Origin of the sequence: Gluconobacter kondonii, assembly GCF_002723995.1 — a bacterium.
GTDB lineage: Bacteria > Pseudomonadota > Alphaproteobacteria > Acetobacterales > Acetobacteraceae > Gluconobacter > Gluconobacter kondonii.
In genome coordinates, this window is record NZ_BEWP01000003.1 from 235,128 (window position 1) to 261,248 (window position 26,121).

19 protein-coding genes are annotated in these 26,121 nt (G+C 62.9%); 8 read left to right on the plus strand and 11 right to left on the minus strand.

Annotated elements, in window-relative coordinates; translation table 11 throughout:
• Positions 1-12 precede the first annotated feature (12 nt).
• From GKO01_RS05150 to gltX, 7 genes are all read right to left on the minus strand, one after another.
• The gene (locus GKO01_RS05150; protein WP_244901336.1) at positions 13-1,788 is read right to left on the minus strand and encodes a S41 family peptidase; all 1,776 of its coding nucleotides are present in this window, start codon (positions 1,786-1,788) and stop codon (positions 13-15) included.
• A 144-nt stretch (positions 1,789-1,932) separates the two neighbouring features.
• A complete protein-coding gene (gene topA, locus GKO01_RS05155) occupies positions 1,933-4,629 on the minus strand; it encodes a type I DNA topoisomerase (protein ID WP_099286061.1) in 2,697 nt (898 codons plus the stop codon).
• A 25-nt stretch (positions 4,630-4,654) separates the two neighbouring features.
• Positions 4,655-5,839, minus strand: coding sequence for a DNA-processing protein DprA (gene dprA / locus GKO01_RS05160; RefSeq protein WP_099286062.1), 1,185 nt, complete (start codon positions 5,837-5,839; stop codon positions 4,655-4,657).
• 46 nt (positions 5,840-5,885) lie between these two features.
• Positions 5,886-6,518, minus strand: a complete 633-nt coding sequence (plsY, locus tag GKO01_RS05165; RefSeq protein WP_099286063.1) for a glycerol-3-phosphate 1-O-acyltransferase PlsY — start codon at positions 6,516-6,518, stop codon at positions 5,886-5,888.
• A complete protein-coding gene (locus GKO01_RS05170) occupies positions 6,515-7,801 on the minus strand; it encodes a dihydroorotase (RefSeq protein ID WP_099286064.1) in 1,287 nt (428 codons plus the stop codon). The genes plsY and GKO01_RS05170 overlap by 4 nt, the downstream gene beginning before the upstream one ends.
• Entirely contained in the window at positions 7,798-8,739 is a 942-nt protein-coding gene (locus GKO01_RS05175; protein ID WP_099286128.1) for an aspartate carbamoyltransferase catalytic subunit, read from the minus strand. Before GKO01_RS05175 ends, GKO01_RS05170 begins: the two co-directional genes overlap by 4 nt.
• The gene (gene gltX / locus GKO01_RS05180) at positions 8,732-10,150 is read right to left on the minus strand and encodes a glutamate--tRNA ligase (RefSeq protein ID WP_099286065.1); all 1,419 of its coding nucleotides are present in this window, start codon (positions 10,148-10,150) and stop codon (positions 8,732-8,734) included. Before gltX ends, GKO01_RS05175 begins: the two co-directional genes overlap by 8 nt.
• A gap of 178 nt (positions 10,151-10,328) precedes the next feature.
• Between gltX and GKO01_RS05185 the strand changes: the two genes are divergently transcribed.
• Genes GKO01_RS05185 through GKO01_RS05195 form a run of 3 tightly spaced genes read left to right on the plus strand, consistent with a single transcriptional unit; the run spans position 10,329 to position 13,831 of the window.
• Positions 10,329-10,916, plus strand: coding sequence for a cupin (locus tag GKO01_RS05185; RefSeq protein ID WP_099286130.1), 588 nt, complete (start codon positions 10,329-10,331; stop codon positions 10,914-10,916).
• Positions 10,913-11,638: an NADPH-dependent F420 reductase gene (locus GKO01_RS05190; RefSeq protein WP_099286129.1), complete on the plus strand. Its 726-nt coding sequence runs from the start codon at positions 10,913-10,915 to the stop codon at positions 11,636-11,638. The genes GKO01_RS05185 and GKO01_RS05190 overlap by 4 nt, the downstream gene beginning before the upstream one ends.
• 15 nt (positions 11,639-11,653) lie before the next feature.
• On the plus strand, positions 11,654-13,831 hold the full coding sequence (locus GKO01_RS05195; RefSeq protein WP_244901337.1) for a ComEC/Rec2 family competence protein: 2,178 nt from the start codon (positions 11,654-11,656) through the stop codon (positions 13,829-13,831).
• Between the two features lie 11 nt (positions 13,832-13,842).
• Here GKO01_RS05195 and nth read toward each other — a convergent pair whose 3' ends face one another.
• Positions 13,843-14,541, minus strand: a complete 699-nt coding sequence (gene nth / locus GKO01_RS05200; RefSeq protein ID WP_174694238.1) for an endonuclease III — start codon at positions 14,539-14,541, stop codon at positions 13,843-13,845.
• A gap of 198 nt (positions 14,542-14,739) precedes the next feature.
• On the opposite strand from nth, the gene GKO01_RS05205 reads away from it, so the two are divergent.
• Positions 14,740-16,557 carry an ABC transporter ATP-binding protein gene (locus tag GKO01_RS05205; RefSeq protein WP_099286132.1) on the plus strand — a complete coding sequence of 606 codons (1,818 nt, stop codon included), beginning with the start codon at positions 14,740-14,742 and terminating at the stop codon, positions 16,555-16,557.
• A gap of 124 nt (positions 16,558-16,681) precedes the next feature.
• Positions 16,682-18,061 (plus strand): amidohydrolase family protein, encoded by a 1,380-nt coding sequence (locus GKO01_RS05210; RefSeq protein ID WP_099286067.1) that lies wholly within the window; start codon positions 16,682-16,684, stop codon positions 18,059-18,061.
• On the opposite strand, the gene GKO01_RS05215 is transcribed toward GKO01_RS05210, so the two are convergent.
• The 3 genes from GKO01_RS05215 to rph all read right to left on the minus strand — a co-directional run bounded on the left by GKO01_RS05215 (position 18,062) and on the right by rph (position 20,777).
• The gene (locus GKO01_RS05215) at positions 18,062-19,285 is read right to left on the minus strand and encodes a cation:proton antiporter (RefSeq protein ID WP_099286068.1); all 1,224 of its coding nucleotides are present in this window, start codon (positions 19,283-19,285) and stop codon (positions 18,062-18,064) included.
• Between the two features lie 173 nt (positions 19,286-19,458).
• Positions 19,459-20,055 carry an RdgB/HAM1 family non-canonical purine NTP pyrophosphatase gene (rdgB, locus tag GKO01_RS05220; protein WP_099286133.1) on the minus strand — a complete coding sequence of 199 codons (597 nt, stop codon included), beginning with the start codon at positions 20,053-20,055 and terminating at the stop codon, positions 19,459-19,461.
• Complete coding sequence (rph, locus tag GKO01_RS05225; protein ID WP_099286069.1) at positions 20,055-20,777, minus strand: ribonuclease PH; 723 nt, start codon at positions 20,775-20,777, stop codon at positions 20,055-20,057. The genes rdgB and rph overlap by 1 nt, the downstream gene beginning before the upstream one ends.
• Positions 20,778-20,860: 83 nt before the next feature.
• On the opposite strand from rph, the gene hrcA reads away from it, so the two are divergent.
• From hrcA to prfB, 3 genes are all read left to right on the plus strand, one after another.
• On the plus strand, positions 20,861-21,931 hold the full coding sequence (gene hrcA, locus GKO01_RS05230) for a heat-inducible transcriptional repressor HrcA (RefSeq protein ID WP_099286070.1): 1,071 nt from the start codon (positions 20,861-20,863) through the stop codon (positions 21,929-21,931).
• Positions 21,932-22,038: 107 nt separating this feature from the next.
• A complete protein-coding gene (locus GKO01_RS05235) occupies positions 22,039-24,672 on the plus strand; it encodes a penicillin-binding protein 1A (protein ID WP_099286071.1) in 2,634 nt (877 codons plus the stop codon).
• A gap of 39 nt (positions 24,673-24,711) precedes the next feature.
• A protein-coding gene (gene prfB / locus GKO01_RS05240) for a peptide chain release factor 2 (RefSeq protein WP_099286072.1) occupies positions 24,712-25,843 on the plus strand; the annotation gives its coding sequence in 2 pieces (ribosomal slippage) (positions 24,712-24,780 and positions 24,782-25,843; 1,131 coding nt in all).
• The last annotated feature ends 278 nt before the right edge of the window (positions 25,844-26,121 follow it).

The window sequence follows — 26,121 nt, forward strand, 5'->3', positions numbered from 1 at the left end:
CGTCCTGCAAGGTTAGTGGAGAGGCGCGCTGTTCTCGTCGGGAACAGACTCCAGAGCCGCCTTATAGGCGGCAGGGGAGGACAGCAGCGCCTTTGCTGCGTCCATGTCGGCATCCGAGCCGATGGCGGCCGGACAGTGCTTGCGGATCTCGAGAATTTTCGCGACCGGGACCGGATAGCGGGCGGCCCGGGCGGTCTGCACGGCCTCGCCCTGAAGGCTGCTTCCTGCTTTCAGGGCGGAAAGCTGTGCTTGAAGCGTGTCCGCTCCAAGCGACGTGCAGATCTGCGGCATGACGCCCAGCCCCTGAATCGGCCAGCCTAGTGGGGCCTGATTGCGACTCCACGTCACGAACAGTTCGCCGCCATTGGGCATCTGCCCGATCACCTGAACCAGCCCCTTGCCCAGCGTTTCGCTCCCGATCACGACGGCGCGCCGGTGATCGGCCAACGCGGACGCCAGAATTTCGGCAGCACTCGCTGTCCGTCCGTCCACGAGAACCACCACAGGGGTTCCGTTGGTCATGTCCCCGCCCTGAACGGCCCAGATATGGTTGGCCAGAGGATTCCGGCCCTGCGTGGTTACGGCGACGCCATGATCGAGCAGGAGGGCCGCAGTCGTCACAGCCTGTTGCAGGACGCCTCCGCGGTCGCCGCGCAGATCGAGAATGATGCCCGCAGCCTTGCCTTTCCCCGGAGGCGAGGCAGGGGCGTCCGGGGTCGGTTCGTCCACGACCTGATCGATATACTGGCTGATTTCCTCGGCTGTCTGGGTCGAGAAGGACGTGACGCGCAGAACGGTGAAGGGACCATCGGTGGATGCAAACACGGTTTCGGGCGGAACCTGAACCCGTTGCAGTTTGAAGGTCGTGGGCCGGTGTCCCTTCGCGGCGATTCCCAGCGTAACGGCGCTGTGTTCGTCGCCTTCCAGCCACTCCTGAACGGTTGCGGCATCCTGACCGTGCGTGGAGCGTCCATTGACGGACACCAGATGCTCGCCCGTATCGATGCCTGCTTCCCATGCGGGACCATTGGCGTTGACGGCTGTAATTACGATGTTCCGTCCGCTCTGCCCGAGGCTCAGCCCCACTGTGCCGGTGCTGCCCGTGCGCCGCGTCCGGTCCGACGTGGCGGGAGAGGGGCCGAGATAGCGGGAATACGGGTCGAGATGATTGAACAGTTCGTCAAAAAATCCCTGCAACAGCGCGTCTGATCCGGCATCCCGCAAGGTGGAGGAATGCTGCCAGGCCGCCTGCATAGCCGCCGTGACCAGATCCGCCCATGCGGTATGGCTGTCCGCCGAGGGCAGAACCCGGCTGAACAGGACGGTCTGGCCCTGAAGGACGCTCAGTGTCGCGGGGGACGGCGCATCGGCAGGTTTTTCAGCCGCGACGGCCGTTCCGGGCGTATGGACCACGGCAGAGGCAGGTGTTGCGGCCGAGGGCGTGACCGTGACGGATAGGGTCGGGTCGATGGCCGTCAGACCGTCCAGTCCCCAGACGCAGAAATCTCGCGCGGAATGGGCCTCCAGCGTTCGCGGCTCCAGAAAACCGAGCGCGGCGACCAGAACATCCCGCGTGATGGGTGCCGAAAAAACGGGAGATGTGGGCGGGGGCGGAGCGGCCGTGGGCGTGGCGGGAGCCGAGGCGGGGCCGGTCGGTGTCTGGGCTTCTACGGCGCTATTCTGAACTCCGAGAACCATGATGCAGACCGTCAGACACAGCGCCACACGACATGCCGCCTTGCGGCTGTGCGGCATGAAAAAGGTCACAGGGCGGGCGACATGACGCAAGACGGGGTCCTTGGAGACGGGAGGGCAAAAAACGGCTGCTCCCGTAACGCGACCACGCCACAAACTTCAGCCACGGTAAAGACTTGCCAGATCAAATCTGGGGTCGGCAGTGCCATCTGGCAACACTGCCGACCCGATCTGTTTTCAGTCTTCCGACGACGTGTCGGAGACAGTCTTACGCTTCCGCGGCGTTGTGGTTTTCGTCTTTGTCGCGGATTTGGCCGGGATACGCTTCGTTACCGTCTTCGGAGCGGCCTCATCCCCTTCCGCAGAGGCAACGGTTTTCTTGGCCTTTGTGGTCTTTGGAGCCGCTTTTTTCGCGGAAGTTTTTTTTGCGCCACCTTTCAGGGGCTTGCCCTTTTCCGCCAGAAGCGCCACCGCCTCATCGAGCGTAACCTCGTCCATGTCCTGCCCCTTGGGCAGGTTGGCGATCAGCTGACCATGCTGGGCATAAGGACCGAACCGCCCCTTGCGGATCATAACTGGTTCGCCGTCCTTGGGATGCGGACCCAGATTGCGGATGGACGCCAGCTTTTTCGCCAGCGAATCCACAGCCCGGTTCAGTCCGACCGTCAGAACATCGTCGTCTTTGTCGAGCGTGCCGTAGATCGCGCCCATCTTCACATACGGCCCGAACCGTCCCAGACCGGCCTCGATCTTCTCGCCTGTTTCAGGGTGAATCCCGACCAGACGCGGCAGGGACAGCAGCCCTAGCGCCTGTTCCATGGTCATGGTGTTGCCGTCGACTCCCTTGGGAATGGTCGTCCGCTTGGGTTTGGCTTTCTTGTCCTCGGGATTGGGTTCGCCGCGCTGGATATACAGCCCGTACGGCCCGCGACGGATCGAGATGTCCTCGCCGGTATCCGGGTCCTGACCCAGAACTTTCGGACCGTCGTTCAGCCCTTCGGTATCGCCTTCTTCGGCCACCAGACGGCGTGTGAACTGGCAGGTCGGATAGTTCGAGCAGCCGATGAAGGCGCCGAACTTGCCCAGCCGCAGGCCCAGCCGCCCGGTTCCGCAGGACGTGCAGACGCGCGGATCGCTGCCATCAGGGCGGGGCGGGAAGAAATGCGGCGCGAGGTCTTCGTCCAGAGCGTCGATGACGTCCGAGATTTTCAGATCCTTGGTCTGTGCCACAGCCGCCGAGAAATCATGCCAGAACGCGGCCATGACATCATGCCAGTCCGCGCGGCCGCCCGAAATATCGTCGAGCTGTTCTTCAAGCGAGGCCGTGAAGCCCGAATCTACATAGCGCTCGAAGAAGGACGTCAGGAACGCCGTGACCAGCCGTCCACGGTCCTCGGGGATGAAGCGCCGTGCATCCAGTCGCACGTAATTGCGGTCCCGCAGCACGCCCAGAATGGAGGCATAGGTCGAGGGGCGGCCAATGCCGATCTCTTCCATTTTCTTGACGAGCGAGGCTTCCGAATAGCGCGGGGGCGGCTGGGTGAAATGCTGTTCGGCCTCCACGGCGCCGGTCGTCAGGCGGTCGCCTTCCTTCATCGGCGGCAGAAGTTTGCCGTCTTCGTCTTCGGCCTTGGTGTCGTCCCGGCCTTCGATATAGAGCTTGAGGAAGCCGTCGAATGCGATGGTCGAGCCTGTGGCGCGCAGAAGCGTCTGGCCGCTGGCATCGGCGAGTGTCACCGCGACCTGATCCAGTTCCGCCGACTGCATCTGCGAGGCGACGGAGCGCTTCCAGATCAGTTCGTACAGCTTCTTCTGGTCGGGTGTCAGCGCATGGCCGACCTGCTGGGGCGTCAGGAAGACGTCCGTCGGGCGGATGGCCTCATGGGCCTCCTGTGCGTTCTTGGCCTTGGTGGAATAGGCGCGCGGGAAATCCGGCACATAGTCGTCGCCGAATGCTTTGCCGATATGCCCGCGGATGGACCCGATGGCTTCCTTTGCCATCGTCACACCGTCGGTTCGCATATAGGTGATCAGGCCGGTGGTTTCGCCGCGCAGATCCACGCCTTCATAAAGCTGCTGCGCCGTACGCATCGTCGTCTGCGCGCTCATGCCGAGCTTGCGGGACGCCTCCTGCTGGAGGGTTGATGTCGTGAACGGTGGCGGCGGATTGCGCTTGGTACGCTTGCGCTCGACAGAGCGGACCGTGAACTGGCCGCCGAGGACTGTATCGCGCGCTCCGAACGCCAGTTGTTCGTTGTTCAGGTCGAACTGGTCGAGCTTTTCGCCCTTCAGATGCGTCAGGCGGGCCTGAAACGCAGCCTTGCCGGGTGTCGTGAAGCCGCCGGTAACGGTCCAGTATTCTTTCGGGCGGAAAACCTCGATTTCGGCTTCGCGCTCACAGATCAGACGTAGTGCGACGGACTGCACGCGCCCGGCACTCCGGCTGCCCGGCAGCTTGCGCCACAGGACGGGGGAGAGCGTAAAGCCCACCAGATAGTCTAGTGCGCGTCGGGCCAGATAGGCGTCGATCAGCGGGCGGTCCAGCTCGCGCGGGGCCGCCATCGCCGCCGTAACGGCCGATTTGGTGATTTCGTTGAAGGTGACGCGATGGACGTCCACGTCCTTCAGAAGCTTTTTTTCTTCCAGAACGCTGCGGACATGCCACGAAATCGCTTCGCCTTCGCGATCCGGGTCAGTGGCGAGATAGAGGTTTTTCGCCCCCTTCAGCGCCTTCGTGATGGCAGAAATCTGCTTTGCGCCGCGTTCATCCGTCTGCCAGCTCATGGCAAAGTTCTCGTCCGGGCGCACGCTCCCGTCTTTGGGCGGCAGATCCCGCACATGTCCGAATGAAGCGAGCACGGTATATCCGCTTCCCAGATACTTGTTGATCGTCTTGGCCTTTGCCGGGCTCTCGACCACCACAACGTCCGTCATCGCCACTCCGGTATTCCGCGTCACTTCAGTTCGGCAGCAACGCCACGCGTCCGCCGGGCACAAACTCCACGACCCCGCCAAGCTCAAGCTCGGCCAGCGTCGCAAGCACTGCCGACACGGAGAACTGGCAGCGGCGCACCACATCGTCAACTGCTACAGGCGTCACGGAGAGAAGAGACCGCACGCTTTGCTGTACCAGATCGGGGTCGATCCAGCCGGTGTCGGGGAGGTCGCCCCATGCGAGCGAAGGTTCGGAAAAGCCGGTCAAAGGCGGGTTGTGGCGCGCTGGACGCTGCCACGGCGCGGGTTCGCGTTCTGGAAGCTCCGTCGGCAGGGCCTGAAGAATATCGGCGATATTTTCTGTCAGGGTCGCCTGACCGGTTTTCAGCAGATGATTGCCGCCCCGTGACCGCGGATCGAGCGGCGAACCTGGCACGACCAGAAGCTCGCGGTTGTAGGACTGGGCGAGATCCGCCGTGATCATCGTACCAGAGTCCAGCGCTGCCTCAATGATCAAACATCCCGACGAAATCCCGGCGATCAGGCGGTTGCGTCGCGGGAAATGGCGGGCCTGCGGGGCGGTTTCGAGCAATGCTTCCGTCACCAGACAACCTTTTTCAGCAATCTGCTGCTGAAGGGATGCATTCTCCGGCGGATAGGCATGATCCAGCCCTCCGGCGATCGCACCGATCGTCAGGCCGGGATACAGTGCGGCGGCGTGCGCTGCCGAGTCGATACCCCGCGCCAGCCCGGAAACCACGCAGATTCCGGCATGGGCCATTTCGGCCGAAAGGCTCTCTGCAATCCGGATTCCCGCAGCCGAGGCATTGCGCGCACCTACCACCCCTACAGACCGCATCGACAGCTTCCGGACATCCCCGAGCGCGAACAGTACCGGTGGCGCATCCGGCACATGGGACAGGAGTAGCGGATAGTCCGAATCTCCCCGAATCAGCAGCTTTCCGCCCAGTTTTTCAAGACGTTCCAGTTCGTCCGTCATGCGCGAAACGGACGGAATGACAGGGTCGTCCCGCCGCCCTGCTTTGCGCATGCGTCCGGGCAGTGCTGCCAGAGCGGCTCCCGCGCTACCATACTGGGTCATCAGTCGCGCAAAGTTGATCGGACCGACGCCCGTCGTCTGCGACAGACGCAGCATGTCGATTCGGTCTGCGGCAGAGATGACGGGAGAGGCGGCTGCGGAATCTGTCATAAGGTCTTTCTCCTTAAGACAGATTCCTTAATAGGCGCTTAAAATTTTAGGAACGGGGCGCCTGATCCACGTTCACGCGCGGCTCCTGTCCCGTCAGAAGGCGTGCAATATTGCTCCAGTGCCGGGCCCAGATCAGCACCGAGACGAGGAGCGTCGCCACGGGGATGGGGGAGTGCAGCGCGCGTCCGGACAGCAGCACCATTAGTACCGGTGCGAGCAGGAACGCTGCCAGCGCGCCTGCCGAGGAAATCCGGCTCAGACGTGCGACCAACAGCCACACCACGCAGCAGGCCAGCCCCACTGGCCAGGACAGAACCCAGATCGTCCCGAGACCCGTCGCAACGCCCTTGCCCCCCTTGAAGCCGAGCCAGACCGGAAAGCAGTGCCCGATAACGACAGCGACGGTCGCCACGGCCATGGTCATGTCGCTAGCGCCCGGAAAGAAAAACCGTGCGATCAGGACCGCCGCAACTCCTTTGAGCGCATCCAGCAGCAGCGTGGCCGCAGCCAGACCGCGTCGTCCCGTACGCAGGACATTGGTTGCGCCGATATTGCCCGAACCGATCTTGCGGATGTCGCCGCCGCCGGAAAGTGCCGTCAGCAGCAGCCCGAACGGAATGCTTCCGATGACGTAAGACACGAGAAACAGCAGGATGAGTTGGGCTTGAAAACCGCTCACGCGCGTGTCTCCGCCAGCCCGTCAGCCGTGAAAACTTCCACGCCGCGCTTGAATGTCCGCAGGACACGGCCTTTCAGATCCCGACCGTCAAAGGGCGTGTTCTGCGCGCGTCCCGGCAGGTCTCCGGCCACCACTGTCCATGAGCCTTCCGGATCAAACAGGCACAGATCGGCATGGCTCCCGACTGCCAGCGTTCCGGCCTCAAGGCCCAGCAGGGCGGCCGGAGCGGAGGTCAGGAGACGCAACGCATCTACGAGCGGCAGTCCCGCGCCGAGCGTGACGCCCAGCAGCGTGACCAGTCCGGTGCCGCCAGCGCGGGCCTGTGCGAAGGGCAGCCGCTTGTCATCCGCGTCCGCCGGCGCATGGTCGGAGGCTACAGCGTCAATTGTTCCGTCTGCCAGCGCGGCACAGACGGCCTGCCGGTCGGCGTCGTTGCGCAGGGGGGGGGAGAGTTTCGCGTAGGTGCGGAAGTCGCCGATATCGTCTTCGGTCATGGCGAAATAGGGCGGCGCCGTATCGCAGGTCACGCGCACGCCCCGGCTTTTGGCCGCGCGGATCAGGTCCAGCCCCTCTGCCGTCGAGACATGGGCGAAATGTAGCCGCGCGCCTGTCATGGCTGCCAGACGCAGATCGCGGGCGATCATGATGGCCTCGGCTTCCGCCGGAACCTGCGGCAGGCCCATCCGCACCGCGCGTGCTCCGGCCGTGGCACAGGCCCCTTTGGCCAAAGACGGATCTTCCGGATGCTGCACCACGATGGCGTCGAGGAAGCGCGAATAGGACAGCAGGTTGCGCATCTGCTTGGCGTCCGAAATTGCGCGGGTTCCATCCGTGAACGCCACGGCTCCGGCGTTGCGGAGCAGCCCGAGTTCGGCCATTTCGCCGCCCTCGCAGCCGCGCGTCAGCGCGCCGTAAGGATGGATCGAGACCATGCCCGTCTCTTCGCCCCGGACCCGCAGCAGATGCACGAGGGCCGGATTGTCGATCGGGGGGGAGGTGTTGGGCAGGACCGCCATGGTGGTAATGCCACCCGCGACGGCAGCCCGTGCCCCGGAAGACACGCTCTCGCGGTATTCCGAACCTGGCTCTCCGAGGGCCACGCGCATGTCCACCAGACCGGGACACAGCACGGCTCCGGCGCCATCAATCACCCGCGCGCCTTCAGGGACCGACCCGTCTTCGCAGGCGACGATCTTGCCCTGATGTACCACAAGTCGTCCGATTTCGTCCCGGCCCGAAGCCGGATCGATCAGTCGGACATTTTCAAAAACGATATCAGTCATACCGGCATCCGTGCCCGGGACAGACGGTCCAGAACCGCCATCCGCACAGCCACGCCCATTTCAACCTGTTCGGAAATCACGCTCTGATCCGAATCCGCCACGTCCGAGGCGATTTCGACGCCACGGTTCATCGGTCCCGGATGCATAACCAGCGCGCCGGGTTTGGCCAGTGCAAGACGACGGCGGTCCAGCCCAAAGAAATGGAAATATTCCCGCGCGCTCGGCACCAGACCTGCCCCCATGCGCTCCTTCTGAAGGCGCAGGGACATGACGACATCCGCGCCATCCAGCGCCTTGTCCATGTCCGAATATAGCTCGACATTGCCGAGCTCAGCCATGGCCCTCGGCAGCAGCGTCGGCGGGCCGACCAGCCGCACCCGGTTTCCGAATGCCGTCAGCAGATGGATGTTGGAGCGCGCTACCCGGCTGTGCCCGACATCGCCGCAGATGGCGACCGTGAGGCCCTCAAGGTGGCCGAAATGCCGGCGGATGGTCAGGGCATCTAGCAGCGCCTGTGTCGGATGTTCATGCGTGCCGTCGCCGGCATTGACGACGCTGGCCTCGACTTTCTGCGACAGCAGAGCCGGGGCGCCGGACTGTGCGTGCCGGATGACCAGCAGGTCACAGCGCATGGCGTTCAGCGTCGCCGCCGTATCCAGAAGCGTCTCGCCCTTGTTCACCGAACTTGTGGCGACGGACATGTTGATGACGTCCGCTCCAAGCCGCTTGCCCGCAAGTTCGAAACTCGTGCGGGTGCGGGTGCTGTCTTCGTAGAACAGGTTGATGACCGTCCGCCCCCGCAGCGCATCACGCGGCGCGGAGCGCGAACGGCTCAGCAGCGCATAGCTCTCCGCCAGATCGAGGAACGGCACGAGCTGTTCGGCCGACAGCCCCTCGATTCCCAGGAGATGCCGGGGGACGGAGGGCCGCTCAGCCATCGTTGGACGCAGAGGCGAGAACGGCTGCAATGCGGGCCAGAACTTCGTCCTGTCCCAGCGCAGCGAGCGTCAGATCAATGCCCGGAGACGTCGTGGAGCCCGTCATGGCCGCGCGCAGCGGCTGGGCCACGGAGCCGAGCTTGATCTCGTGTTTTTCAGCATAGGCGCGCAGCGTTGCGTCGACGGTTTCGGGCGTGAAGTCCGCAAGCGCGGCCAAATCCTTGCCGACGCCCTGCAGAACGGTGCGTCCGTCCTCGCCTAGCAGCTTCTCGGCCTTGGGCGTGAAGGTCAGGGGCAGGGTGAAGCCTGCGAAAGCAGCATTGTCCGCCAGTTCTACGAGCGTCTTTGCACGCTCCTTGAGGCCTGGCATCATCGCAAGGATGCGCGCGCGGGTCTTGTCATCCGTCACAACGCCCTCGCGGCCTGCAAGGCGCTGCATAACGTCATCCGTCAGACGTGCATCGTCAGCCACACGCATCCAGATTCCGTTCAGATGCGCCAGCTTGACGTAATCCATGCGGGACGGGGAGCGGCCAACGCCATCCAGATCGAACAGCTTGATCTGCTCTTCGCGGGACAGGACTTCGGCATCGCCATGACCCCAGCCCAGACGCAGCAGGTAGTTGCACAGGGCTTCCGGCAGATAGCCTTCCTCGCGGAAATCCACGACCGACTGTGCGCCATGTCGCTTGGACAGCTTGGCGCCGTCCGGCCCGTGGATCAGCGGCAGATGCGCGAAATGCGGCAGGTTCCAGCCCATGGCGCGGTAGATCATGGCCTGACGGAATGTGTTTGTCAGATGGTCGTCACCGCGCATGACATGGGTGATGTCCATATCGTGATCGTCGACGACCACGGCATGCAGATAGGTCGGTGTGCCGTCCGAGCGCAGCAGGATCAGGTCGTCCATTTCGGAATTTGCGACCCGGACTTCGCCCTGCACCAGATCCTTGATGATCGTCTCGCCGTCACGCGGGGCCTTCAGACGCACGACATAGGGCGCACCGGCGGGTGCTTCGGACGGATCGCGGTCCCGCCAGGTGCCATCGTAACGGGGCGGGCGCTTCTCGGCCATGGCCTTCTCACGCATGGCGGTCAGTTCTTCGGGGGTGCAGAAGCACTTGTAGGCCTGACCCTTTTCCAGAAGCTCAAGCGCCACTTCCGTATGGCGATCCTGCCGCGCGGACTGGAAAACCGGTTCCGCATCCGCCTCGATTCCCATCCAGGCCAGACCGTCAAAGATTACGTCCACGGCTTTTTGGGTGGAGCGTTCCTTGTCGGTATCCTCGATCCTCAGGAGGAATTCGCCGCCGTGATGACGGGCAAAGAGGAAATTGAACAGGGCGGCGCGGGCGTTGCCGACATGCAGCAGACCCGTCGGGGAGGGGGCAAATCGCGTACGGATGGTCATGCCGCCGTCATATCATGCTCTGACCCGCGCTTCCATCCGCCTGCGCCAGCGGGGGTGCGGCGCTCCGTCACGAGCCTGCGCTTTACAAAAAGCTAAGGTTCTTCAAGCGTGTGTGATTTCCAGCGGCCTCCCGAAGCGGCCTATTGTGACGTTCAATAGTCCGGGTGGTGCCTTTCCAATGAACAGACGCGATTTTAATGCCCTGCTGGCAGGGCTGGGTCTGACCTTCGGAGAGGGGAAGATCCATCACGCCAGCGCCACGACCTCCCGTGTGGATGTCTTTACGCTGCGCGCCAATGACTGGGTTCCGAACAATCCGGAACTTCCTGTCATCGTCTATCGCAATGCGCTCGAAGCCGGGCCGGATCGCGAGACGGTGTATGAAGACCTGTTCAGCCGGAACGGCTGGCCGCCGCAGTGGCGCAACGGTGTCTATCCGTTTCATCACTATCACAGCCTTGGCCATGAAGTTCTCGGCTTTTCCAATGGTTCCGCACGCCTGATGCTGGGAGGGCCGAACGCCCGGACGGTCGAGGTGCGCGGTGGCGATATTGCCGTGCTTCCGGCCGGAACGGGGCACTGCAATCTCGGATCGGATACGGAGTTCACCGTTATCGGCGCCTATCCGCCCAACCAGTCTTTCGACATCCTTCGCGCCGCCCCCACGGCGGAGCAGAGTGCCCGTATTCACGGCCTGCCCTTCCCGAAAACCGATCCGGTTCAGGGTGCCGCAGGTGTTCTCGCCCGGGAATGGCACCCATCATGACGGGTTTTCCTCTCAGGCGCCGTCCGTTCCTTGCAGCGCTCGCGGGGCTGGCCACGGTCAGCAGCGCCAGTGCGGTCGAGGCGACGAGCCAGAAAATGCGGATCGGCATTATCGGCACAGGTCATGTCGGTACGACGCTAGCGGAGCTCTGGGTTCATGCGGGTTATCCCGTCATGGTGTCGTCGCGCTCCCTGAGCGAGGCGCAGTCTCTGGCCACCTCTCTGGGCCCGCTCGCCACGGCCGGAACCCCGGCGCAGGCGGCGGCTTATGGCGATGTGGTGGTGCTGGCCGTCCCCTATGGCGCTATTCCGCAGCTCGGCCCGCAGCTCAGCCGGACGTTGTTGGACAAGGTCGTGCTTGATCCGTCCAATCCCTATCCCTGGCGGGATGGGGCGATTGCGGATACGGCGCAGCGGGACGGGGCAGGGGTGACGACACAGCGTTACTTCCCTTCGGCGCATGTGGTGCGGGCGTTTAATTCCATCGACATGACCACGCTGCGTTCCGAGGCGCATCGCGCTTCGCCGCTTCTGGCGGTTCCGGTGGCGGGGGATGATGCGCAGGCCGTGTCGCAGGTGACGATGCTGGTGAAGGCGGCCGGATTCGACCCTGTCGTGACCGGCAATCTTGCGACCGCAAGGTTGTTTCAGCCGGGAAGTGCCGGGTTCGAGCTTGAGCGGGATGCTGCGGGTCTGAAACAGGTACTGCATCTTCCTCAATAGATTGGGCCGCAGGAGGTGCTGACCTTAATCGGGGAGGCGCGTCCTGCGGAAAAATCCGTTACGGTTCTGTTTGTGAAGACAGAACCCCTTTCCGTCCCGGACCTCGATCCGCGCCGTCAGATGATCTGCTGGCTTCCGGTCGCGGTCGGGCTCGGGGCCGTGTTCTATCTCGCCCTGCCGTTTGAGCCTTCCATAGTATCTGTTGTGTTTGGCACCCTTCTGATGGGTCTGTCAGGGGCGGCGTGTCTCCGGTGGGGCTGGCAGCGGCTGTTTCCGCGTTTGCTGGGGTTTACGCTGCTTGCTTTTGCAACCGGTTTTGGTGATCTGGTTTTTCAGGCCCGGATGCAGCCGCCCATGCCGGTGTTGCCGACCCATGCCACCGTTCTGACGGGCCGCGTACAGTCGCTGGAAATCCTGCCGCCCCGGAATGATGACGAAGATGATGGGCATCGCATCACTCTGGCCGATGCCGTGTTCGACACGCCCGTCGATGCCGGAATGGCACCGTTACGGCGCACGTTGCATATTCGCCTGCGGGACGATGACGATCTGTTGCCCGAGCCGGGAAGCACGATCAGCCTGCGTGCTATGTTGCGACCGCCGCCACCGCCGTCATGGCCCGGCGGACGCGATCTTCAGCGCGAGGCATGGTTTTCGGGACTGGCGGGAAGCGGTTATGCGCTGGGGCCGGTTAGTCTTTCAGGCGCAGCGGTCCGGGTTTCATGGATCGAGAGTTTGCGCGAGTCTGTTGCGTTCCGCACTGCGGCTGTGCTGCCTGACCAGACCGCAGCCATTGCGGCCACGCTTCTGGCCGGTGAAGCCGGGGGCATTGACCAGCAGACGCGGGAAGCATTTTCCGCATCCGGGCTGGCGCATCTTCTGGCCGTTGCAGGGCTGCATCTGGGGCTTGTGATGGCGGCTGTGATCGTGACGTTGCGCTGTGGTCTGGCATCGATTGAATATGTTGCTCTGCGCTTGCCCTGTCGGCAGATCGCCGCCGTTTGCGGGCTGCTGGCCGGGGCGGGCTATGTGCTGTTGACGGGCGCGCATCTACCCAGCCTGCGGGCGCTGGGCATGGCGAGCCTCGTGACGCTGGCCATCGTGACCGGGCGGCGCGTTCTGTCCATGCGGTCTTTGTCCATCGTGGCGCTGCTGATCCTGCTGGTTTCGCCGGTTTCGGTTGTGGATGTGTCGTTCCAGATGTCTTTCGCCGCCGTGATGGGGCTGATTGCGGGCTATGGCGCACTGCGCGAACCGCTCATGCGTCTGCGCGGGGAAGGGCAGTGGTATCGGGTTGCCGCGTCTTATGGCGCGGCCCTGACGCTGACGAGCCTTCTCGCCGGGTTGGCGACGTTGCCCGTCAGCATGGCGCATTTCGGGGCGTTTCAGCCGTGGTTTGTGCTGGCCAATCTTGCGGCCGTGCCGCTGGCGGCTGTCTGGATCATGCCGGTTGGGCTTCTGGCGCTTGTTGCCATGCCGTTTCATGCCGAAGCGCCGTTTCTGAAACTCATGGGTGTGGGCATCCGCATCGTACAGGCGCTGGCGGAGCGGGTGGCGGCGTTTCCGATGGCGCATCAGCCTGTTCCGGCCATGCCGGGCTGGGGGCTGCTGCTTGTGATGCTTGGGCTCTGCTTCCTGTGTCTGTGGAAAGGCCGGATTGCTCTTGCCGGTCTGCTCCCGGTGGTGATCGGGGTGGCGTCGATCTGGCTGGCCCCGAAGCCTGATATTTTCGTGTCGGCGGATGCGGGGCTGATGGCGGTGCATCGCTCGGATGTGTTTCTGGTTGGTCCGCATTCCGGTCTGGAACGGCGCACGCTGGAAGACTGGAAACAGGCTCTGGCGCTTCCGGTGGCGCCGCTGCCGCCGGACTGTCTGGCGGGTCTGTGCCGGATCAGCATTGGCGCGCAGACTGTGCTGCTGCGTCCGCATGATTTATCGGACGGTGCTCATCTCCCGACGGTGCAGCAATGTGACGGGGTGAGCCTGTTCATCAGCGCCTCTCCCGCTCGCAAAGGCTGTGCGGATGTGCCGTTTATTGACCGGTTTTCGGTCTGGCGCGACGGGGCTTATGCCGTGTTGGCCGGACGTGCCCTCACGATTGTTTCGGATCGGAGCTGGCGTGGAAACCGACTCTGGGTGCCGCCCGTGGGTTGGCACGGCATGCCGAACCTGCCGCTGGCTCAGTCCGAGTAAGGCCTGAATTTTCAGGCTGTGGCTGTTTTCCGTGCGGGCGGGGCCGCCATGCGTTTGTCCGGATACAGGCACCATGTTGTGGCTGGGCAGCGCCAGCATTCGGGCGCGCGGGCCTTGCAGACATAGCGCCCGTGCAGGATCAGCCAGTGATGCGCCGGGCGGAGCATGTCTTTCGGGATACGGGCGACCAGCCCGTCCTCGACCTGTCGCACGGTTTTGCCGGGGGCCAGACCGGTGCGGTTACCGATGCGGAAGATGTGGGTATCGACTGCCATCGTATCCGCGCCGAATGCGACATTCATCACGACATTCGCCGTCTTGCGCCCCACACCGGCCAGCGCTTCGAGCGAAGCACGGTCGGAGGGGACCTGTCCGCCGTGACGCTCCAGCAACTGATGGCAGAGCAGGTCCACGTTATGCGCTTTCGCCCGCCACAGGCCGATGGTGCGGATGTGTCGCGCAATGCCCTCTTCGCCGATGGCTGCCATGGAGGTTGGGTCGGGGGCTTCCTCGAACAGGCCTTTGGTCGCTTTGTTGACGGATTTGTCCGTCGCTTGTGCTGAGAGCACGACGCTTACCAGAAGTTCGAACGGATTGCGGAACACCAGTTCGCTTTCCGCATCGGGATTGGCTTCGGCCAGTGCCGTGATGAAGGCTTTGGCGGCCGCCTTGCTCATGGCCCGCTTGGCGGTTGCGGGGGCATCGGTCATGACGGGCACTCCAAGAGGGTGTGTTGCCGGGGGTGTGTTGCGTCTGGTCCAGACACACAGCAAGATACGGCAAAGTTCTGAAAACTCCATGCCATCACACCCCATGCCATTACACCGTGGCCGGTTCTGCATGACATCGCAGACCGGCAGACGGCGGAGCGCCCTGTGCCTGATACCGTTTCCGATACCCCTCTTCCCATGAGTCGCCAGCAACAGGAGGGCCGCAAGCAGGAAGTGTCCTTCACGGACGTCCTGTCTTTCGTCTGTAGCCGCTGGTGTGATCATCCTCTTCTGCTGGCCAAGACCCTCGGCGGCGTTGCCCTCGCCACGCTGGCCGATGTCTGCACGCCGGTTCTCGCAGGCCGTCTGGTGGAGGATATTTCCCGCCATGCCGCTGGCCCGGCTGTGGAGAAAACTTCGGAACTGCTGCATCTGCGCGATGATGCGGGACTGATGGTCGCGGGGCTGATCGTGCTGGGGCTGGTGGGGCTGTTCGGCCGCCGCTCCTCCTTCATCGGGATTTCGCATCTCACGCTTGCCATCATGCACCGCGTTGCCAATCAGGCGTTCGATCGGGTGCAGCGGTTCTCGACGGATTGGCATGCCAACAACTTCGCGGGTTCGACCGTCCGCAAGCTGACGCGTGGGATCTGGGCGATTGATACGCTGGACGATACGCTCCTGCTTCTGATCGCGCCGGAAGTGCTGGTTCTGGGTGGGACGACGGCGGTTCTTATGGTCCGCTCGCCGCTGATGGGGTCGGTTCTGGCGGTTTCGGTGGTGCTGTTCGCTATGCTCTCCATCCTGCTGACCTTGCGCTATGTCGCGCCGACCGCCCGCGCGTCCAATGAATGGGACACGAAAATGGGTGCGGCCATGGCGGATGCCGTGACCTGCAATCCGGTCGTTAAGGCATTCGGTGCGGAAAACCGCGAGGACGACCGGCTCGACAGCATCATCCGGGGCTGGCGTCAGCGCACACTGACGACATGGGTCCGGGGCACGAATAGCGCCAATCTTCAGGCTCTGGCCTCGCTTGCCATGCGGATGCTGCTGATCGGGCTGGCTGTCTGGCTGTGGTGGGGAGGGAACGCTGGTCCGGGGGATGTGGCTTATGTTCTGACCATGATGTTCCTCGTGCAGGGGTATCTGCGCGATCTGGGGCAGCAGGTCAGTCAGGTGCAGCGTTCGGTCAATGAAATGGAGGAACTCGTGGCGATTTTCCGCCGCGATCCCGCCATTCAGGATGCAAACGATGCCCAGACGGCCCGTTTCACAACAGGGGCGATCCACTTCGAGCATGTGGACTTCCAGTATCCGGGGCAGGCTAAACCGCTTTACCACGACCTGAGCATTGACATCGCGCCGGGCTCCCGCGTGGCGCTTGTCGGGCCGAGCGGATCGGGTAAGACGACCCTGACCAAGCTGCTTCAGCGCCTTTATGACGTGAATGGCGGGCGGATTGTGGTGGACGGGCAGGATATCGCGCATGTGACGCAGGATTCCCTGCGTTCGCATATCGCCATCGTTCCGCAGGAACCGGTGCTGTTTCATCGCACGCTTGCGGAAAACATCGCCTATGCGCGCCCCGATGCGAGCCGCGCCGAGATCGAAGACGCCGCCCGTCTGGCCAACGCAGCGCCGTTCATCGAGCGGCTGCCCGAGGGTTACGAAACCATGGTCGGAGAGCGCGGCGTGAAGCTTTCGGGCGGTGAGCGCCAGCGTGTTGCCATCGCCCGCGCCTTTCTGGCCGATGCGCCCATTCTGATTTTCGACGAAGCGACATCCAGTCTCGATTCCGAGTCCGAATCCCTTGTGCAGGACGCGATGCGTCGCCTGATGCAGAACCGGACCGTCATCGTCGTGGCGCATCGTCTTTCGACCGTTATGGAACTGGACCGCATTCTCGTGTTCAGTCAGGGCGCGCTGAAAGAAGACGGAACGCACGCCGAACTGATCACGCGCGAGGGCGGGATCTACCGCCGCCTGTTCGAGCTTCAGTCGCTGGAGGGCTGAGGCCGGACGGGAAAGTCGGCATCTTTCCCGGTCTGGGGGCGTTTCGTCCTTCATGCACGTTTCCGCCCGGATCACAGGATGCCCGATAAAGAAGCTCGGCGGGAGCTATACAGGAGACCGCCGCATGACCATCCGTTTCGTCTTCACCGCCCTGCTGCTCGCAACGCCTGCCGCTTTCAGTGTCGGAAATGCGCTGGCTGAACCGGTCGCGTTCGAGCATGCGCGGCTGATTGATGGAACCGGAGCCTCGGCGCAGCCGGACGCCACGGTGGTCATCGACAATGGTGTGATTCTTTCGGTCGGCATCCCGGCTCCCGCCGATGCGCGGCATGTGGATCTGACGGGCAAGACGCTGATGCCCGCTCTCATCAGCGACCATGTTCATGTCGGCCTCGTGAAAGGTACGGGGGCCAGCCGCGACAACTATACCCGCGCCAATATTCTCGCCGCCATGAAGCAGTATTCCGATTATGGCGTCCTGACTGTCACGGCGCTGGGCCTGAACCGTTCTCCGCTGTTCGATACGCTGCGTCAGGAACAGCATGAGGGCCGCAATCCGGGGGCGGATCTGTATGGCGTGGATCAGGGGATTGGTGCGCCGGATGGTGTGCCGCCAGCCGCCATGGTCAAGGGCGTTGGTCCCGATCAGGTCTTCCGTCCGACGACGCCGGAAGAGGCGCGCAAGGACGTGGACCAGATGATTGCGGAACACACGGATCTGGTGAAGCTCTGGGTGGACGACTTCCGCAATGACGTCCCGGACGGCAAGACCTATCCCATGCTGCCGCCCGCCATCTATGAGGCCGTCATCGACGAAGCGCATCGGCATGACACGCGGGTTGCGGTCCATATCCACGATCTCGCCGTCGCCAAGGCCATCGTGGCTGCAAAAGCCGATATTCTTGCGCATGGCGTGCGGGACCAGCCGGTGGATCATGATCTGATCGCGGCGATGCTCCGTCAGGGCACATGGTATATTGCGACGCTGGATCTGGACGAGGCGAATTATCTCTATGCCGAACAGCCGGAGCTGCTCTCCAATCCGTTCGTTCTGGCGGGTATGGACCCGGCCCTGCGCCGCCAGTTCACGGACCCGAAATGGCGCGCGGAGATACTGGCCAAGCCTCTGACCAAGGCCTCGCATTACGCGCTGTCGGTGAATCAGAAGAACCTCGCCGTTCTGTATCGGGCGGGGGTGAAGGTTGGTTTTGGGACGGATTCCGGGGCCGCACCAACCCGTATTCCTGGCTTTGCCGAGCATCGTGAGTTGTATCTGACGGTGCAGGCCGGGCTGTCGCCCGTGCAGGCCATCAGTCTGGCCACGGGCAATGCCGCGGCGCTGCTGCATCTGTCAGACCGGGGCGTGATTGCTCCGGGCCGCCGGGCGGATCTTCTGGTTGTGGACGGCAATGCGGATGAAAACATCGCCGCCGTGGACCAGATTGATCAGGTCTGGCAGCGGGGCGGGCTTGTCAGCCACGGCCCCGTCCGTTCGAAGGACTGATTATGCTACGATCTCGGGGCGCGAACGTCCCGAGACGAGCCGGAACATCGGTCCGGTCAGCGTCGTGGAAATAACGGCCAAAACCATCAGTGAGGCGAAGGCAAATTCCGAAATCATGCCATGCGCGTGCAGGATGGTCGCCGCCACAATTTCCATCAGTCCCTTGCACTGCAACAGGGAGCCGATGCCCAGCGCCTGACGGTTCGTCAGGCCCGGAGCGGGCGGGAAAATCCAGACAGCAAGGATCTTCGTGACGATCGCAATGACAACCAGCAGCAGGGAGGCCAGAACGGATGGCCATGTCAGGGCGTCGCCGTCGATCCGCAATCCGCTATGGCCAAAGAACATCGGGGCCAGCCAGATCAGCGAGAATGTCCCCACCGCCTCGACCGGCAGCCGACGGACCCAGCGTGGCGGCATGAGCGCACCTGCGAAATAGGCGCCGATCAGTTCGTGCAGCCCCAGTTCGTGGCTCGCCCATGATCCTGCGGCCAGATAGGCTGGAACAGCGGCCCAGATGATCCAGATCGGCGGGTTTTTCAGGTTCCGCGTGGCCCAACTGCTCAGGAGCGCCATGCCGACCAGAAGCAGGACGGCCAGTCCTTCAAATCCGGTCCAGCCATGCAGCGCCTCGGTTCCGCGTGCCGCGAACTGGAGGATGGCCAGTCCGATCCAGAGGGCCGCATCGTCCACGACCGCGAGTTTGAGGGCAAGCTGTCCGACGGGGCGATATACGGGCTCCAGTTCGCGCACGATCCCGATCAGGACTGGCAGCGCACTGACGGAAATGCACAGCCCGATCGACATGGCGCCGATCCAGCTATTGCCATGCGGGGCCTGCCAGCCATGCAGTGGCAGGAAGAACAGTTTGACCAGAATGGTCCCGATGACGAACGGAACGCCCAGCGCCACGAGCGCTCCGCCCAGCAGGCGACCCAGCGTCGGGGAGGGGAGGTTTTCGGCTTCGGGAGAATGGGTCGGGTTCTGCCACATCTCCAGTCCGGCGGTGAACGCCAGAACCAGAACGGCCAGCCAGCCGATATAATCGCCGTAAAGCGAGGGAATACCGACTTTTGACGCTGGAAAATGCAGGACCGCCAGAACAATGCCCACCAGAATGGGCAGGATGGCAATGGGAATGGAACGCCTGAGCAGTTGCCACAGTCCCCACGGAACGAGGACAAATATAAATGCATCCGCAAACAGTGCTGTCACATTCCCCATGACGATCCCTTTTTTGTTTCAGGTCCGGTCAGGGTAACATGGATCAAAAAAATTGGGGTAATTTTTTATTTCCATGTAATAAATAATTCTATGTTTCTGTTTTCAAAGAACTGTTTTTGAAAGGAATGAAAACCCGGAATTTTCTTTTGGAAAGGCCGGGTTTTTTCCAGTCATTAGGCGATGAAATTCTTCAGGAATTGCTCCAGCGCCCGGCCGCGATGACTGATGGCATTTTTCTCCGTCTCCGTCATTTCCGCAAAGGTCCGGTTTCCGCCTTCCGGCACGAACATCGGATCATAACCGTGTCCATGATCGCCCCGTGGGGGCCAGACGACCGTGCCGTGACATTTGCCCTGTACGGTCCGCGTTTCGCCATCCGGCCATGCCAGACACAGGGCCGCGACGAAAAAGGCCCGGTGATCGGCGCTGTCGCCCATTTCCTGATGCACGCGGTCCATTGCGATCTGCATGTCTTTGGTCGGGCCGCCCCAGCGCGCGGAATAGACGCCGGGACGATTGTCCAGCGCCGCGACGCAGAAACCGGAATCATCGGCCAGCGCGGGCAGCCCTGATGCTCGGGCCGCGGCCAGAGCCTTGATGGCGGCGTTGCCGGTGAAGGTCTCTTCCGTCTCTTCGGGTTCCGGGAGGTTCAGTTCGGCGGCCGAGATGACGGTGATCCCGCTCTCGGCCAGCAGGGTGGAAAATTCGCGCAGCTTGCCGGCATTATGGCTGGCCAGAACGATTTTTGAGCCTCGGGACAGTGTCCGCATCATGCAGTCTCCAGGACGTGATTCTGGGCGTCGAACAGTCGGTTCGTGCCGAGCTTCGCCAGTCGGAGGAGTTCAAAAAATTCGCTCTCCTGAAATGGCTTGTCCTCGGCGGTCCCCTGAATTTCGATGATGCCACCATCCGCTGTCAGGACGAAATTCGTATCGGCCTGCGCGCTGCTGTCTTCAATATAGTCCAGATCCAGAACGGCTCCGGCATCCGTCAGCCCGCACGAGACTGCTGCGACCTGAGCCGTGAGGGCCTGTGAGCGCTTGATTGTCTTCAGCGCGATCGCCAGTGCCACCCAGGCGCCCGTGATGGAGGCGCAGCGCGTACCGCCATCCGCGTTCAGGACGTCGCAGTCGAGCGTGATGGTCCGCTCTCCCAGTTTTTTCAGATCCACACAGGCCCGGAGCGACCGGGCGATCAGCCGCTGGATTTCCTGCGTGCGGCCGGACTGTTTGCCTTTGGCCGCCTCGCGCTGGCCGCGATTGTGGGTCGCCCGGGGGAGCATTCCGTATTCGGCCGTGATCCAGCCCTGTCCCCTGTTGCGCAGGAACGCCGGAACACGCTCCTCGACCGTGGCCGTGCACAGGACTTCCGTGCCGCCCACGCGGATGAGCGCGGAGCCTTCGGCATGGCGGGCAAAGCCCGTTTCGATTGAAACAATGCGGTTTTCGTCCGGCGCACGCCCGGAGGGACGCTTGCGTGCGGTGTCAGTCATGTCAAAAAAGATCCTGTGGAAGAATATGTCCCGCCTCTAGCGCGTTTGACGCAGACCCATCCAGCCCCGACAGTGGGTTTACCATGATGCGACCACAGCCTCCCCTGTTCCGCCCTTCCATCCCGATGCCGCACGGTCTGGGAGATCGTGAAGCCGCGATTTTGCGTGAAATCGTCGAGGAATATGTCGAAACGGGTGAGCCTATCGGCAGCCAGACGCTGGCCCAGCGCCTGCAACCAGCGCTGTCTCCGGCCACGATCCGCAATGTCATGGCAGATCTGGCGCGGGCCGGGCTGCTGTTTAGCCCGCATGTCTCGGCCGGGCGTCTGCCGACCGAAAAGGGTGTGCGTCTGTTTGTGGATGGCCTGCTCCAGTTTGGCTCCCTTACAGAAGAAGACCGCGCCAGTATTGACAGCCGGCTCGATATTCACGGGCGGTCCTATCAGGATATTCTGTCCGAAGCATCGTCCCTGCTGTCGGGTCTGTCTTCCGCTGCGGGACTGGTGCTCGCGCCGAAATCGGATGCCGCGCTCAAGCATATCGAGTTCGTAGCACTTGGTCCGGGGCGGGTTCTGGTCATTCTGGTGGGCTCGGACGGGCAGGTGGAGAACCGCATCATCGAGACCCCGCCCGGCGTGCCGCCTTCCGCTCTCGTCGAAGCCGGGAACTACCTGAACGCCCGTCTTGGAGACCTGACACTCGGCACGTTGCGTGAGCGGGTCCGGAGCGAAATGGATGCCAGCCGCCATGAACTCGATGCCCTGACGGCCAGTGTGATCGAAAGCGGTCTTGCGACCTGGGACGCCGACGGGGGGACGCTGTTCGTGAAAGGGCAGGGGAAGCTGCTGGCCGACATCACGGAAATCGAGCGCCTGACGACGATCCGTATGTTGTTCGACCATCTGGAGACGCAGGAGACTATGCTTCAACTGCTGCAACTGGCCGATGCGTCCGAAGGGGTGCGGATCTATATCGGGCGTGAAAGCGGGATGTTCGGCATGTCGGGCGTGTCCATGATCGTGGCGCCTGCCCGCAACGAAGCCCAGAAAATCGTGGGTGCGATTGGCGTGATCGGCCCGACCCGTCTGAATTACGGGCGGATCGTGCCTGTTGTGGACTACACCGCGCGGATGGTTGGTCGTCTGCTTGGCTGAAGGCTGCTGAACGTTTCGGGAGGATGGTCCCGGGGTTACGCCTCTTTCATGAAATGACCTTTTTAGACGGGGCGACGGAAGGGGCGGAATAATGCTATGCAGGTGGTATGACGCGACGCTCTTTCCGCTCCCGTAACCCTCAAGGTCCGGGCGCCACGCCACCACGCCCTCCCCGTTTCCGCCGCTACCGGCAGTCCCTGGCGATTATCGCCGGTGTGGGGCTTGTGGGTATGGCCGGGGCGGGCGTTCTCGGCTGGACGACCTACGCCAAGCTGGTGGCGGATCTGCCCAGCGTGGACAGCCTGCGCGCCTATCAGCCGCCGACCGTCAGCCGCATCTATGCTGCCGATGATCGTCTGATGGCCGAGCTGGCGAACGAACGCCGGATCTTTGTGCCGATCAACGCCATCCCCGAGCGTGTGAAGAATGCTTTCATCGCGACGGAAGACCATAATTTCTATACGCATGGCGGCGTGGATTTCATGGCGATCGGCCGTGCGGGCCTGACGGATATTTTTGCGCGTCATGGCCGCCGTCCGCTGGGTGCTTCGACCATCACCCAGCAGGTGGCGAAGGTCATGCTGCTCAACAGCAACGTCGTGAGCCTCGATCGCAAGATCAAGGAAGCCCTGCTTGCCATGAAAATGGAGCAGGTGCTGTCCAAGGACAAGATTCTCGAAATCTACCTGAATGGCATCTATCTCGGGAACGGCGCTTATGGTGTCGCCGCGGCCGCGCAGAGCTATTTCAACAAGCCGCTCGACCAGCTTGATGATGCCGAAGCCGCCTCGCTGGCAGCCCTTCCCAAGTCGCCCACGAACTACAATCCGTTCCTGCATCCGCAGGCCGCGATGGGTCGCCGCAACCTTGTGCTGGACCTGATGGTTGAGGCTGGCGTTCTGACCCGTGAGCAGGCCGATCAGGAAAAGCAGGAGCCGCTGGTCCCCCAGCAGAAGCAGCGTTTTGGGCCTTTGCCGGATTCCGAGTGGTTCGGCGAGGAAGTCCGCCGTCAGCTCATCGCCCAGTATGGTCAGGACCGTGCGGCGCAGGGCGGTCTGGAGGTCCACACCAGTTTGGACCAGAACCTTCAGACCACCGAAACGCGTCTGCTGCATGAAGGGCTGATGAATTACGACCGCGCCCATAGTGGCTGGCGGGGGCCGTTGCGGACCCTGTCGGACATTCAGGACGATAGCTGGGAAAGCGCGCTCGATCATGTCACGCCGCCCGGCGGGATGCTGCGCGAGTGGCGTCTGGCGGTTGTGCTGCCGGGTGGCACGCATGTCGGCTGGATCGAGGAAGGCAGCCCCCGCAAAGGCGCGCTTCTTGCGACCGACATCGGCTGGGCGCGGCGGGCGCATCCGCTGCGTGCCGGGGATGTCATCATGATCGAACCGCAGGAAGGCGGTTCGGCGGCCCTGCGCCAGATCCCGCAGGTCGAAGGGGCGGCCGTGACGCTGGATGTGCATACGGGTCGCGTTCTGGCGATGGTCGGCGGCTGGTCGTTCCATGAAAGCCAGTTCAACCGGGCTACGCAGGCGCTGCGTCAGCCGGGGTCGTCGTTCAAGCCTTTCGTCTATCTGGCCGCGATGGAACAGGGGATTTCCCCGTCCGAGCGTTTCGACGATTCGCCCATTTCCTATGGCGACTGGCATCCGCAGAACTACGAACATGACAACTGGGGCCCGACGACGCTGCACGACGCGCTGCGCGAAAGTCGCAACCTCGTCACGATTCGTGTCGCTGCCCATCTCGGTATGAAAGCGGTCGCGGATACGGCCATCCGCGCCGGGCTTGTCGCGCAGATGCCGCATGTTTTGCCCGCGGCGCTGGGTGCCGTCGAAACCACCGTCATGCGCGAGGCCGCTGCTTACGCCACGATCGCCAATGGCGGGCATATCGTCACGCCGACCCTCGTGGACGACATTCAGGACCGCTCCGGGAGCGTGCTGTGGCAGGCAGGGGGGCTGAAGCTCGGCACTGCCATGCAGGCTCCGCCCAGCGAACAGCCTGCTCCCACGGACGGAACACCGGCCGATGGCACGACACCGCCCGCCGCGCCGGTTGCCCCGGTTCCGGCCACGCCCGTACCCGGCAGCGTGTCTGTCCCGTCCCTGACCGATACCCGCCCGACGCTGGCCAGCGAGCAGAGCACGTTCCAGATCGTGAAGATGATGCAGGACGTGATCGCCCGGGGCACTGGCCGTATGGCGGGTGTTGGTATCGATCGTCCTATCGCGGGCAAGACCGGCACCAGTCAGGACTTCCATGACGCGTGGTTTGCCGGGTACTCCCCCGATATCGTCACGGTGGTCTGGGTCGGTTTCGATACACCCCAGACGCTGGGCCGCAATTCGGATGGTGGCCGCATTGCCGGGCCGATCTGGAACAAGATCATGAAGGTCGCTCTGGCCAGCCGTCCGAAGCTCGACTTCCGCGTGCCAGACGGTATTACGCTGGCCAGCTACGACACGGGACGCATTTCGGCTGTCGATGGCTTCAAGACCGATCAGGTTCCGGGTGCGTCCGTTGAGCTGCATGGCTTCGGCGCGGGAACCGAGGCCCTGACCGCCGCCGATACGGGCGCGGACAGCGTGATTTCGGATTCCGAAAGCGGCATGGCCCAGATGCCGGACCAGCCCGGAGGCGGCACGCCCGGAACCGGGTCGTCCGCAGCGCCGGGACAGGCCCAGAAACCTGCTCCGTCCGATGGTGACATTGGCGTGGGCGGCCTATACTAAGACCACCAGAACAGACCCCCCTTATGAGTGGAGGACACTATGTCGGCCGAAACCGAGGCCCTTTCCGTCCAGATCAAGCAGTCGGTGGCACTGCTGAGGAGGCATCTTTGACTGGGATGTCGCAACAACACGCCTCGCGGAACTGAACCACCGCGTTGAAGACCCTGACCTATGGAACGACGCAGAAGCCGCCCAGAAGCTGATGCGCGAGCGCACGACGCTCGCCAACCAGATCGAAGGCGTCCAGCAGATCGAGGCCGAGGTCGAAGGCACGCTCGAACTGGTCGAACTGGCGGAAATGGAAGGGGATGACAGCCTCGTTCAGGATGCCGTTCAGACCCTGCGCGCCATTGCCGAAGACGTCCGCAAGCGCGAAATCGAAAGCCTGCTCTCGGGTGAGGCGGACAGCAATGACTGTTACGTCGAGGTGAATGCGGGCGCTGGCGGTACGGAAGCTCAGGACTGGGCCGAGATGCTCCTGCGCATGTACACGCGCTGGGCCGAACAGCATGGCTACAAGGTCACGTTCATCGAAGGCAGCGAAGGCGAACAGGCTGGCATCAAGTCCGCGACCATTCAGGTGAGCGGTGCGAACGCCTATGGCTGGCTCAAGACCGAGGCTGGCGTGCATCGTCTGGTCCGGATCTCGCCGTTCGATGCGGCGGCCCGTCGTCAGACGTCGTTCGCGTCTGTGTGGGTCTATCCGGTCGTGGATGATTCGATCGAAATCGAGATCAACGATTCGGATCTGCGCGTCGATACGTTCCGGGCCTCGGGCGCAGGTGGACAGCACGTCAACAAGACGGATTCGGCCATCCGGATCACCCATATCCCGACCGGGATCGTGGTGGCCTGTCAGACCGACCGTTCGCAGCACCGCAACCGCGCCAAGGCGATGGAAATGCTGCGGGCCCGGATGTACGAAGCGGAATTACAGAAGCGCGAAGCTGCTGCCGCCCAGACGGAAGCTTCCAAGACCGATATCGGCTGGGGACACCAGATCCGGTCCTACGTCCTCGCGCCGTATCAGTTGGTCAAGGACCTGCGGACGGGTGTGGAGAAGGGAAATCCGGGCGCGGTGCTCGATGGTGCGCTGGACGACTTCATGTCGGCCTCCCTGGCGCAGAGCGTCGGGGCGACCCGATCGGAGGCCAGCGCCTCGGCCCAGTAAGTCCTGTTACGTTTAAGCCCTGTCGGCTTTCAAACGGATTCGCTCAGGCGCCGGAACAGAGAAACTGTTCCGGCGCTTTTTTCTTGAATCTGTCATAACGCGACATAGCGAAATTACGTTTCCGGGATTTGGGACGATATTTTTATTTGTCCGGATAGGGCGCAAAGCGTAGAATATGTCCACAATATGAAAAAATCGTTTCGATAAGAGCAATCACCGGCTTGACAGCATAGGGGTTAGGCTGCCCAATCAGCATATCGGGTATGTTCCCACGGCAT